Genomic DNA, 12,031 nt, shown 5'->3' with positions numbered 1-12,031 from the left:
TTAGCATGAACACCCGGCAGTACACCTTCGGCTCGACCCACATCACCCGCGTCAGCGAAAAACTGTTCGACGCCTTTGCGCCCGATGCACTGCTGCCGGACTGGGACAACAACGCCATTGAGCCGCAGCGCTCATGGCTGGTGCCCGATAGCCTCACCGCCACAGGCCAGAAGGTGATCATCAGCGTGCATACCTGGGTCATCAAAACGCCGCAGCATACGGTGCTGGTCGATACCGGCGTCGGCAATGCCAAGCATCGTCCCGGCCTGCCCATTTTTCACCAGTTGAACGAGCCCTGGCTGGAACGCCTGGCGGCTGCCGGGGTAACGCCAGAAGAGGTCGACTACGTGCTGCTCACTCATTTACACACCGACCATATTGGCTGGAACACTCATCTGGTGGATGGCCAATGGGTGCCGACTTTTCCCAATGCCAAGTATGTGTTTCCAGAGGTTGAGTATCAGCATTTCGTCAATGGCCCCGGACGCCAGGCCATGGGTTATCAGGCTTTTGTCGACAGCGTGCTGCCGGTGGTCGAAGCCGGTCAGGCGCTGATGATCGGTGCCGAGGGCGGGCCGTTTCTTGAAGACTTCCACTTCCATCCGACTCAAGGCCATAGCGTGGGCCATATGTCCATCAGCTATCAGCACGCTGGCAAGACGGCCATGTTTGGCGGCGACGTCATGCATCACCCTATACAGGTTTCGCAGCCGCTCTGGTCTTCATGCTTCTGCAGCCTGCCAGAGGCCGCCAATCGCTCACGCCAATGGCTGCTGGCGTTTCTGGTTGAACACGACGCCCTGTATTTCAGCTCTCATTTCGCTGGCACCTCGGCCGGGCGGGTCAAACGCCAGGGCGACGGTTACAGCTGGCACTTTGAATAATCCGCTCTTCACTCATCGCACAAGGACACTGCCATGACTGCACCTCACCCCGAGCCTACCCTGCGTGCCAGAAAGCTGGACCCCGGTGCCGCGCGCGTGATTGCACTGATGCGTCAGGCTCCTGTTGCCACTGGCGAACCGACACCCGAGCAGGCACGAGCCGCCTTTCGCACCAGCCGCCAGGCCCTTGCAGCAGCGCCTGTGGACATCGCAGCGGTTGAAAACCTGAGCGCACCGGGCCCGGGCGGCGAGATACCTTTGCGTCTCTATCGCGGGATCGAAACCGCCGAAGACGAAACCCTGCCAGCCTTGCTGTTCTTTCACTCGGGTGGCTGGGTCGTCGGTGATCTGGACACCCACGACGGCGTCTGTCGGCAACTGGCCCTTTTGGCTCGCTGCATCGTGATTGCAGTGGATTACCGTCTGGCCCCGGAACATAAATTCCCGGCAGCCACTGAAGATGCCTTGGCTGCTCTGGATTTCGTCCGGGCACAGGCCACGCAACTGGGCATCGATGCCCAGCGCATTGCCGTCGGCGGCGACAGCGCCGGAGGCAACCTGGCCGCCGTGCTCGCCTTGATGGCGCGGGATGCAGGCTACCCGCCGCTGGCATTGCAAGCCCTGATCTACCCGGCAACCGACTTCCATGGCGTTCATCGCTCCCAGCAACAATTGGCCCTGGAACCGCCGCTGACAGCCGCCACATTGAACTGGACCAAAGCTCAATACCTGCGCAACGATGCCGACCGCCTGGACTGGCGCGCGTCCCCGTTATTGGCCGAAGATCTCAGCGGCCTGGCCCCGGCCTTTATAGTGACCTGTGGCTGCGACCCTCTCGAAGACGAAGGCCGGGCCTATAGCAAACGTCTGCATGAAGCGGGGGTCACGGTGACCGACAGCCACTTTGCAGGGCAGATCCACGGGTTTATCACCATGAGCCGCCTGATCCCGCAAACCACCGAACTGCTGGCGCAGATCGCCGGGGCGCTGGATGCCGCGTTTCATAGAGGGACCGAGCAGCGCTTTGGACAGTAGGAGCGGATTTATCCGCGAGACAGCATTCCAGGCGATGCATTTCTTGGGATGTAACGGCCTCTCGCCTTGCTTCCCAGCCGAATATATTCCGGCTCTGAACAGGCACAGAAACCTTATTTTCATCACAAGAATGAAGCCCGCAGACCAGGCTGCTAGGCTAACCAGTCAAGTGCCGTTTCCCCAACATGGATGACCGGGATGTCGTACCAACGCTTGTTTTATCATCCTGTCTGCCTGTGGCTGATTGTGCTGGCAACACTTTTTCCCGCCAGCATCGTGACGTGGGGATTGTTCTGGCAGCGACTTGGCCTTGGTAACGGCATGATGCTCGCAATGGCAGCTTTGCTAATGGCGCAGGGAATTATCTGGGTATCCGCGTTTGGCATTCGGTCTTATCGGATAAATTCCGGCAATCGCAAAGTCTGGCTCAGAACACTCACGATACCGGCCATCGCTCACGGCGCACTCTTGATGATTGGCGTATTTGCGTCCTCAGCACCTGTGAACTCCAGCACGCTTCTGTTGGGTGGGCCGATCCTGGCTTGCAGCTATATGTGGATACTGGTGCGTCAATCGCAAACATGGCAACCGCCCCGCCCGGCGCCCTCGCCCCGACGCAAATGGCAGTGGCGATCAATGCCAGCACGCGCCCTGGCAGTGGTGACTCTCGCAAAACTGCCCTTGCCTCAACCCAATGACCGGCAGACGGTATTTGCTCTGGTGTATACCTCAGCCATTGCTTTGGTTGCTACCGCAGTTGTCATTCACGGGATCGCAACCAATGATCTGGTGGTCGTGAGCAAGCGAGGCTCATTCCATGTAAGCGGGACCGAAATCATACCGTTTGCCAGCCTTTATATTTGCCTTGTATTGATCTGCCTATCCGTCGTGGCCGGTCACCGGGACGAACGACCCAACGCCCATGTTTACAGACGGTTTCGCAACGTCATGGCGTGGATCACAGGCGTCCTGCTGACCTATGCCATTTTGTCCCCTCTTGTGCGTCTCATCGCGCTTATTGCTTCGGGGCCACACCGCTAATGCCCCCTAAAACCAACTGACCGGGGCTGAGAGCTGAACCCGCTTGGAAGCTCCCGATCAGCGCCATCACATCAAGCAAAAAACGACCAGCGCCACCCCAGCAACCGCCGCCACCAGGACTCGGTCACGACCTCGGGCTGCACCTGAACCAGCTCCGGCAAATCCCGCAACTTGACCCAAAGCTCTCCATGCCATTGCAGCGAACTCAGGACATTGCCCTGCCAGCGCATCTGGTACAGCAGAGGTTGGTCGGTTGCATCCGTCTGGCGGGCATCCAGAGCAGGCAAGACTTCCTGCGCCAGCCAGCGGCGCAGTGCGCGGTTTTCCGGGACGTAGTGATGCACCAACATCGCGAAGGCACCCGATTCGCTGATCATCAGGCATTTTTCCCAGCTCCCGTGGGTCAGCAGCCAGACGGTGCGGCGTTGGTCGATATCGAGTTTGAGGGTGGCGCGTTCGTCCAGTTGTTTGCCCATCAGCCGGGCAAGATCCTGCAAGGGAAACCAGACCTGAGCATCCAGCATCACGGCGCGCAGCATGCGGTGGTGGCGGATGAAGATGGTGGGTTCGAGGTGGTCGGTGCAGGGTGGTGAGGGGTATGGAAGGTCCATTGTGTCAAAGCTCCTTGTGAGAAAAAGAGCTGCCTAACGTCGTCAAACGAATTGGGTGGCAGCTGTGCGAAGGTTGACGAACCGGCCTTCACTCGCGCACACCGGCAGACCCTAAGGTCTCCGACGCACAGCCGCCATGAAGCAACCTCATGCATGAAATGGCATGAGGCAGCATGGAGCGCGATTGCGAGTGCAGGATCGGGTCGTCAAACCCGGCCGCTGATTTTGCAGCGACGCCGCACCTTAAATCCCCGAATCGACACATACAAGCGGTCGGGATTTTCTAGGAAATTTCACTCAAGGGAAAGGGAATAAACCATGTGGCTGAGCTATACCGTTCAGTCAAAACGTACACATCATGAAGTGGGAGGGGCCTTGGCAGGACGCATACCGGTCACTTGCATAATCTTGCGCATTTGATTTGCGAGGGGCTGGCAGCTAAGACTTCAGCGGGTAGGATGTGACTCGTAAAGAGGAACTCCGTGGCAACTATCGTGCATTCAGGTATCCAACAGTTTATTCATATCTAGTCGATGCCCACTCGGCATTCTGAGCAATCTATATCTGCTTTCTGAACAGGCGAAGATAACTTCCCTGAGCGCCATGGTATTGCCTTGATTTTAACAACTACCTCATCCGGGCGGATTATTTATCAAACTAATCCTTCCCGAGTGCGAGTCACTTCAATCCATTCAGGAAATAAAGCGATGTCATCCAGCCACACTCAAAATCCGGATCTATTAACTGTCGGGCTGGCACAGATTGCACCCATCTGGCTTGACCGCGAAGCGACTCTTGAGAAAATAGTCGATTACATCGGCCGCGCAGCAGAGCAACAGTGCCAATTCGTTACATTCGGTGAAGCCCTGTTGCCCGGCTACCCTTTCTGGCTGGAACTGACCGATGGAGCGCGCTTCAATTGCTCGATACAAAAAGACATCCACGCCTACTACGTTAAGCAGGCAGTACAGATCGAGGCAGGGCATCTGGATGCCGTTTGTGCTGCCGCTGCCAAACACAACATCGCTGTCATGCTCGGTTGTATCGAGCGGGCAGCGGATCGTGGCGGCTACAGTGTGTATTGTTCACGGGTTCATATCGGGGCGGATGGCGTGATTGGTTCGGTGCATCGCAAGTTGATGCCGACCTACGAAGAACGCCTGACATGGTCGCCGGGTGACGGGCATGGTTTGCAAGTTCACCCCGTCGGATCATTTACTGTCGGCGGTCTCAACTGTTTTGAAAACTGGATGCCCTTGTCGCGTGCCGCACTGTATGCCCAAGGCGAAGATCTGCATGTCGCTCTATGGCCCGGCAATCTGCGCAACACCGACGACATCACGCGCTTCATCGCCAAAGAGGGACGTTGCTTCACTATCTCGGTATCAGCGCTGATGCGGCGTGAAGACTTTCCATCCGATACGCCGCACCTGGACTTGATACTCGCAAATTGCCCAGAGATCCTGGCAAACGGCGGCTCATGTATTGCTGCGCCAAATGGCGACTGGGTCCTTCCGCCAGCCGTCGGTGAAGAGTGCCTGCTGGTCGCGACGCTCGACCGCAATGAAGTGCGCCGTGAGCGGCAGAACCTTGATCAGGCCGGGCATTATTCGCGGCCAGACGTTACGCGACTTGTCGTTGACCGGCGCCGTCAAAATGTTGTGACGTTTGAAAATTGATATGAGCTAAAGGAGCAAGCGGGAGGCCTGGTTAATGAGCACAAACGTCAGCTCATTGAGGGAGTCACCGAGCTCCTGCAAAAGGTGTTGAATAAACCCCAAGCTCCACTTTCGTGGTGATTATTGGTCAGCACGCTCTGTATCTGCCGACTAAAGGGAGCGATTCGGCCACAGAGTCAATCGCTCTTGATTTCCCAAGGACTACAGTTGCTTCAAGCACTGCAGCCGCAGGTGCATAAGGCGATTGCAGTTCGCGAGCAGCGTTTTGCGTTGAGAAGGAAGCGATCAGAAAAATCATGCCCAACGCCGCAGGCAATGCGCCTTTGGGGTTGCGGACGCCCAGATGAGCCATGCCGGACAGCACCAGGTGATAGAAGATACCGGCATAGGCGAGATCGCTCAGCGCTACATTGAAGTGCCAGAGAATGGCGATGGGGCCGAGCACCTTGACGACGATCATGAACGGCACAAGAGTCGGGGCCGAATATCCCAGGTCCGCTTGTGCCTTTCGCACAAATTCGCCCTTGGCGATATACAGGCTTGCAGAAACGAAATACAGCAACGACAACAAAACGGTGCTGATCCAGTAGAGGTAGAAAGTGGTCATGTTTTTTCTCTGACTTGAAGTAAGTTGAATATGGAGTAAGGATGTCGTCTAACATCAACTTCAACAAGTAGGATGAATTAATGGTGGCTAGTATGGAAAACCAGACTATTGAGGAAACTACAGTCAATATGCATGAGGAAATGCGTCGTGCATTTGCTTTGCTTTCCGGTAAATGGAAACTGGAAATCATGTGGCTGCTCAATCAGCGGATCTATCGCTTTGGCGCGTTGCGCAAAGCCATTCCCGGTATTACCCAACACATGCTGACAGCACAACTGCGAGAACTGGAGGCCGACGGCCTGGTGTCACGCACCATCTTTGCGGAGGTACCGCCGCGCGTCGAATATGAAATCACCCAGAAGGCTCGGGGCCTGGGACCAACAATGGAAGCGCTCGTTGCCTGGTGGAACGAGTATGGGGGAAGCGTGCCGGTCAAGCCCGTCGCACGCGGGCGCAAGGCCAGCCCGACACTGTCAAAGACGAAGAATAAAGAGCCCTGACTCTACGCGCCTGTTGAAGCACCAATCCCCTGCCGTATCTCGCGCACATCCCGTGCAGGCGGTGCGCCGAATTGTCGGAGATATTCGCGGCTGAACTGGGATGCGCTTTCATAGCCGACAGCGAACGCCACGTCAGAGGCGCGATGTTCGCCGGCAAGCAAAAGCTGGCGGGCTTCCTGCAATCTGAGCTGTTTCTGATACTGAATCGGGCTGAAGCCGGTCATTGACTGAAAATGGCGATGCAGGCTCGCACGGCTCATGCCGCTGGCATCGCACAGTGCCTCGATACGAAGCCGGGTATTGTAATTGTCCCGGATCCAGGCAACGGCCCGGCGGATGCTACCCAGTGCGCCATTGGGCTGGGCAATCTGACGCAACAGCCGACCTTGGGGACCTTGCAGGAGACGATAGAGCAATTCCCGTTCGACCATGGGGCCAAGCACCGGGATATCGTCCGGCGTGTCGAGCAACGACAACAAGCGCAGCAAGGTGTCGCGCAGCGCAGCAGTCATGGGGTTGATCATGACGCCAATTCCCTTCTGCTCGCTCTCGCGAACCGCAGGCATGGTCGCTGCCAATTCCGCCAGTATGGCCGGGTCCAGCACAAGCGATACCGCAACGTAGGGCTGCCCTCCTTCGGCATCGAGAATCTGCCCGCTCAAGGGCAGATCCAGGGCGCTGACAAGGTATTGCTCACTGTCGTAGCTCAGCAGATTGTCATTGATCGAAACCCGCTTCGAGCCTTGCAGGATGAAGCAGATCATGGATCGATACAGGCAGGGAGCCTTGTCTGTAGTGCCTTGACCGACGCAGATATCTACACGCGGGATCGGTGTAATCGTCAAGCCCGGTGGCGCATGGCGCAGGGCTATATCAAGATGCGGTGCAAGGTCGTTGTTCATGGGGCGAGTATGCCACTGCCCCGTCACTGCGCAAGACGATTGAGACAATCAGGCAATGAATTGAGCTTATTGGGCGTGGGTTATAAACAGGCCATTGCCTATCTTGAGCGGGTCAAGAACGCACGCAAATGTGCACCTAACCCAGCAGAGACAGTCCATGACCCAACAGATCGCACTCATCACCGGTGCCAGCCGCGGCCTTGGCCGCAACATGGCCCTTCACCTCGCCAAGCGCGGCGTCCACATCATCGGCACCTACCGCAGCGGTGCAGCAGAAGCCGAAACACTGAAGCAGGAGATTGCGGCGCTGGGCGGCAAGGCCGCGATGCTGCCGCTCGACATCACTGATACCGCCAGCTATCCGGCTTTTACGAACGCCGTGACAGATACGCTGAAGCACGACTTCGGCCGCGAGTGCTTCGACTTTCTCGTCAACAATGCCGGCAATGGCCTCTTTTCAAATTTCGTTGACGCGACCGAAGACCAGTTTGCTTCACTGGTTGCCACGCACCTGCGCGGTCCTGTTTTCCTGACTCAGAAGCTGCTGCCACTCGTGGAAGACGGCGGTCGTATCCTGAACGTTTCGTCCGGGTTCGTGCGCTTCACCTTGCCGGGCTACAGCATTTATGCGGCGGTAAAAGCCGCAGTCGAAGTGCTGACCCGCTACATGGCTGTCGAGCTTGGTTCACGACAGATCCGGGTGAATGCCATTGCGCCTGGTGCCATCGCGACCGATTTCGGAGGTGGCGTGGTGCGCGATAACAAGGACGTGAACGCCTATGTGGCACAAGGCATCGCGCTGGGCCGTGTCGGCCTGCCGGACGATATCGGCGGTGCCGTCGCCGCCATCCTGTCCGATGACATGGCCTGGGCCAACGGCACGACGTTTGATATTTCGGGCGGGCAGTTGCTGTAAGCACGACCAAGGCATACATGTCACTTTGTGGGAGGGGCCTTGGCCGCGACGACCTACTTGAAGGTAATACATTTTCTGCGGTGATGGCGGATGAAGATGGTGAGCTCAAAGTGGTCGGTGCAGAGTGGTGAGGGGTATGGGAGGTCCATTGTGTCAAAGCTCCTTATGACAATAATAGCTGCCGGACGTCGTCAAACGAATTGGGCACTGCTATGCCTTCTAGGCGCTCCATAACCCCATATTACAAGCATTAAATAAATGCATAACTTTATTTTTTATAGCTTGATATCATTTCCACCCAGTACTCTGGAACCCCTAAGTCGCTCATTACTCCTTCATTCTCTAAAGAGGCGGCAATCACCACATAAATTATCGAAGGGACACCATTATTTTCCGTCCTCTTAATCTTTTCAGCCTTTTCAAGCGTGGCGATAATTTTCTCTATGGACACATCAAACTTTTTGAAGGCACGCTCTATATCACCAAGCGTCTTGTATTCATGTTGCTGCAGGCAATTGACGACGAGACTGACTTGACCATCCCAAGAATCAGGGAGCAACTTAGGAAACTTCCACTTCAGGTACTCAATTAAGCTATCTGTATTTAGCTCTGTTTTAGAGGTATCTGACTCTTCTGCTAAGTTACTTCTAACCCAAGTTAGGTAAGAGTCTCTCTGCTCTCTTATCCGCTGAAATTGGTCGTCAACAACCTCAAAAAGCCCTGCCAGACTGTTGAGCTTTCTAAGAATATGAGTAGGAATTTCAGACTCTTTTTTATATATCATGTGGTGCTGAATTATCGCCCAAGCATCCTGCACAACAGTTCTTACCTGTATTTCACAGTTAAGATTACGAAGATCATCGTAGCGAGCTCCTGAGTATTTTTCTGCAAGCGCTACAACGAAGTGGGTAGCCCCATAGCCAAATCTATTAGAGCCAAGCTCTTCAACTTTATCGACCTCCTCTAAAATATCAAATTCGTTAATTATTAGCTCTCGCACGAGCTCAAGGTCTTGGTGGTAGAGGCACACAATTCGTGCACCGGCGAAATCCTTAATCTCATCAAAGGGCGATGAATATTTTTTTCGACTCACTTTTTCTATGAAACTACTTAATGTTTTTGCTCTAGATCCGATGAAGGATGTCTGTATTTTTTCTTCGAGTATCTTCTTTTTTAGTATGTACTCAACTTCACTACATAGTTGTTCGTACTGCACTTTATTGTGAAGAAATCGTTTAATTGTACCAGGATCTTTTAGCCACAAGTCATCAGCAGAGTCGTGATCAGGGATAGGTAGGGACGGGGGCATGTCATTTCCGTATGATAATTAACCTAGCTTAATTCTACCTCGCCAAGATGGCTTTTGGCCATCAACACAAGAAAAACACTGCGCCCGCCAAGCTCTTCATGAGATATCGAGCGTAGTGTCTAATCATTCCTAATACCGATTTAGGCGAGAATACACCCCATATAAAGGTACCTGACGGCCAAGCAATATCGCCCTTTACTCCCGAACATCGGGCTAGGTACTCGGCCATCCGGCAGAGATGCATCGTTTTAAATGCCGCCTTCGCGAATGAATTCGCTCCTACTCGGTTTATTTTGCCCGCGCCGCGTGCAGTTTCTTGTAGCTGTCAATCAGGCGCAGGTGTCTGTCGAGGCCTTCGAGCTTCATGCTGGTGGGCGTCAGGCCGTAGAAGCGGACGCTGCCGTCCATTGAGCCCAGGACCGCGTCCATTCGCTCGTTGCCGAACATGCGGCGGAAGTTGACTTCGTAGTCTTCAAGCGCCAGCTCTTCGTCCAGTTCAACTTCCAGCACCACGTTCAAGGCCTGATAGAACAAGCCGCGCTCGACGGTGTTGTCGTTGAACTGCAGAAAGGCTTCCACCAACTCCTTCGCCTCTTCAAACTTCTGCAAGGCGATGTAGATCAGCAGTTTCAGTTCCAGAATCGTCAACTGACCCCAGGCCGTGTTGTCGTCGAACTCGATGCCGATCAAGGTGGTGATGTCGGTGTAGTCATCCAGCTCGCTGTCTTCCAGGCGCTTGACCAGTTTTTTCAGGCTGGCAGCGTTCAGGCTGTGCAGGTTCAGGATGTCGGCGCGGAACAGCAACGCCTTGTTGGTGTTATCCCAGATCAGGTCTTCCAGCGGATAGATCTCTGAATAACCCGGCACCAGAATGCGGCAGGCCGAAGCGCCCAGGTGCTCGTACACCGCCATGTACACTTCTTTGCCCATGTCTTCGAGAATGCCGAACAGCGTCGCGGCTTCTTCGGCATTCGAGTTTTCGCCCTGGCCGGAGAAATCCCACTCGATAAACTCGAAGTCGGACTTGGCACTGAAAAAGCGCCACGACACCACGCCGCTGGAGTCGATAAAGTGCTCGACGAAGTTATTGGGCTCGGTCACCGCATGGCTTTCAAAAGTCGGCTGCGGCAAGTCGTTCAAGCCTTCAAAACTGCGGCCCTGCAGCAATTCCGTCAGGCTGCGCTCGAGCGCCACTTCAAAGCTTGGGTGCGCGCCGAACGAGGCAAAGACGCCACCGGTACGCGGGTTCATCAAGGTGACGCACATCACCGGGAATTCGCCGCCCAGGGACGCATCCTTCACCAGAACGGGGAAGCCCTGCTCTTCCAGGCCCTGGATGCCGGCCAGAATGCCGGGGTATTTCGCCAGCACGTCCTGCGGCACATCCGGCAGTGCAATTTCACCTTCCAGAATTTCACGCTTTACTGCCCGCTCGAAGATTTCCGACAGACATTGAACCTGCGCTTCGACCAGCGTGTTACCGGCACTCATGCCGTTGCTGAGGAACAGGTTTTCGATCAGGTTGGACGGGAAGTACACCACCTCGCCATCCGACTGACGCACATATGGCAGCGAGCAGATGCCACGCTCGACATTGCCGGAGTTGGTGTCGTACAGGTGCGAGCCGCGCAGTTCGCCGTCGGGGTTGTAGATTTCCAGGCAGTACTCGTCGAGGATTTCTTCCGGCAGCGCATCTTTACGGCCCGGCTTGAACCAGCGCTCGTCCGGGTAATGCACAAACTCGGCATTGGCGATGTCTTCGCCCCAGAACTGATCGTTGTAGAAGAAGTTGCAGTTGAGCCGTTCGATGAACTCCCCCAACGCCGACGCCAGCGCGCCTTCCTTGGTCGCGCCCTTGCCATTGGTAAAGCACATCGGCGATTGCGCATCGCGGATATGCAGCGACCAGACATTGGGCACGATATTGCGCCACGAGGCGATTTCAATCTTCATGCCAAGGCCCGCCAGGATGCCCGACATGTTGGCGATGGTCTGTTCCAGCGGCAGGTCCTTGCCTGCGATGCAGGTGCCCGCTCCCGAAGACAGACTCGGCATCAGCAACGCCTGAGCGTCGGCGTCCAGGTTCTCGACTTCTTCGATCACAAACTCAGGCCCGGCCTGCACCACCTTTTTGACCGTGCAGCGGTCGATGGAGCGCAGGATGCCCTGACGGTCCTTGGCGGAGATATCCGCAGGCAGCTCGACCTGGATCTTGAAGATCTGGTTGTAGCGGTTTTCCGGATCGACGATGTTGTTCTGCGACAGGCGAATGTTGTCGGTGGGGATGTTGCGGGTTTCGCAGTACAACTTCACAAAGTAAGCCGCGCACAAGGCCGATGAGGCCAGGAAATAGTCGAACGGACCCGGTGCCGAACCATCGCCCTTGTAGCGGATAGGTTGATCGGCAACCACCGTGAAGTCATCGAACCTGGCTTCAAGTCGGAGGTTGTCGAGAAAGTTGACCTTGATTTCCATGCGGGATTACCAGAATAGCGAGCAAACGATTGGCGGCCATTATCCGGTTTTTCAGCGGGAAGTCTTGCGCTT

The 12,031-nt window shown here is 55.6% G+C and carries 12 protein-coding genes; 7 read left to right on the top strand and 5 right to left on the bottom strand.

Annotated features, from left to right (window positions below):
* Positions 1–5 precede the first annotated feature (5 nt).
* From K5D32_RS06560 to K5D32_RS06550, 3 genes are all read left to right on the top strand, one after another.
* Positions 6–884: an MBL fold metallo-hydrolase gene (locus K5D32_RS06560; RefSeq protein WP_221536761.1), complete on the top strand. Its 879-nt coding sequence runs from the start codon at positions 6–8 to the stop codon at positions 882–884.
* A gap of 33 nt (positions 885–917) precedes the next feature.
* A complete protein-coding gene (locus K5D32_RS06555) occupies positions 918–1,919 on the top strand; it encodes an alpha/beta hydrolase (protein WP_221599533.1) in 1,002 nt (333 codons plus the stop codon).
* Between the two features lie 198 nt (positions 1,920–2,117).
* The gene (locus tag K5D32_RS06550; protein ID WP_221599532.1) at positions 2,118–2,960 is read left to right on the top strand and encodes a hypothetical protein; all 843 of its coding nucleotides are present in this window, start codon (positions 2,118–2,120) and stop codon (positions 2,958–2,960) included.
* Positions 2,961–3,031: 71 nt separating this feature from the next.
* Here the strand turns inward: K5D32_RS06550 and K5D32_RS06545 are convergent, their stop codons facing one another.
* A complete protein-coding gene (locus tag K5D32_RS06545) occupies positions 3,032–3,571 on the bottom strand; it encodes a Bro-N domain-containing protein (RefSeq protein ID WP_221593451.1) in 540 nt (179 codons plus the stop codon).
* A gap of 707 nt (positions 3,572–4,278) precedes the next feature.
* Between K5D32_RS06545 and K5D32_RS06540 the strand changes: the two genes are divergently transcribed.
* Together K5D32_RS06540 and K5D32_RS26230 are read left to right on the top strand one after the other, a co-directional pair.
* Positions 4,279–5,250, top strand: coding sequence for a carbon-nitrogen hydrolase family protein (locus K5D32_RS06540; protein WP_221599531.1), 972 nt, complete (start codon positions 4,279–4,281; stop codon positions 5,248–5,250).
* Positions 5,251–5,277: 27 nt separating this feature from the next.
* The gene (locus tag K5D32_RS26230; protein WP_221599596.1) at positions 5,278–5,370 is read left to right on the top strand and encodes a tautomerase family protein; all 93 of its coding nucleotides are present in this window, start codon (positions 5,278–5,280) and stop codon (positions 5,368–5,370) included.
* Positions 5,371–5,377: 7 nt separating this feature from the next.
* Here K5D32_RS26230 and K5D32_RS06530 read toward each other — a convergent pair whose 3' ends face one another.
* The gene (locus K5D32_RS06530) at positions 5,378–5,857 is read right to left on the bottom strand and encodes a DoxX family protein (protein WP_260407265.1); all 480 of its coding nucleotides are present in this window, start codon (positions 5,855–5,857) and stop codon (positions 5,378–5,380) included.
* A gap of 92 nt (positions 5,858–5,949) precedes the next feature.
* Between K5D32_RS06530 and K5D32_RS06525 the strand changes: the two genes are divergently transcribed.
* Complete coding sequence (locus K5D32_RS06525) at positions 5,950–6,357, top strand: winged helix-turn-helix transcriptional regulator (RefSeq protein ID WP_409372859.1); 408 nt, start codon at positions 5,950–5,952, stop codon at positions 6,355–6,357.
* A gap of 2 nt (positions 6,358–6,359) precedes the next feature.
* On the opposite strand, the gene K5D32_RS06520 is transcribed toward K5D32_RS06525, so the two are convergent.
* On the bottom strand, positions 6,360–7,259 hold the full coding sequence (locus K5D32_RS06520) for an AraC family transcriptional regulator (RefSeq protein ID WP_221536767.1): 900 nt from the start codon (positions 7,257–7,259) through the stop codon (positions 6,360–6,362).
* A gap of 157 nt (positions 7,260–7,416) precedes the next feature.
* Here K5D32_RS06520 and K5D32_RS06515 point away from each other — a divergent pair, with 157 nt between their 5' ends.
* Positions 7,417–8,175, top strand: coding sequence for an SDR family NAD(P)-dependent oxidoreductase (locus tag K5D32_RS06515; protein ID WP_221599530.1), 759 nt, complete (start codon positions 7,417–7,419; stop codon positions 8,173–8,175).
* 268 nt (positions 8,176–8,443) lie between these two features.
* On the opposite strand, the gene K5D32_RS06510 is transcribed toward K5D32_RS06515, so the two are convergent.
* Both K5D32_RS06510 and K5D32_RS06505 read right to left on the bottom strand, forming a co-directional pair.
* Positions 8,444–9,484, bottom strand: coding sequence for a GTP pyrophosphokinase family protein (locus tag K5D32_RS06510; RefSeq protein ID WP_221599529.1), 1,041 nt, complete (start codon positions 9,482–9,484; stop codon positions 8,444–8,446).
* 288 nt (positions 9,485–9,772) lie between these two features.
* Positions 9,773–11,959 (bottom strand): OsmC domain/YcaO domain-containing protein, encoded by a 2,187-nt coding sequence (locus K5D32_RS06505; RefSeq protein WP_221599528.1) that lies wholly within the window; start codon positions 11,957–11,959, stop codon positions 9,773–9,775.
* Between the last annotated feature and the right edge of the window lie 72 nt (positions 11,960–12,031).

Origin of the sequence: Pseudomonas cichorii (genome assembly GCF_019719005.1) — a bacterium.
Taxonomy (GTDB): domain Bacteria; phylum Pseudomonadota; class Gammaproteobacteria; order Pseudomonadales; family Pseudomonadaceae; genus Aquipseudomonas; species Aquipseudomonas cichorii_E.
Note: the sequence above shows the minus strand (reverse complement) of the source record. Positions and strands in the feature narration are given on the sequence as shown.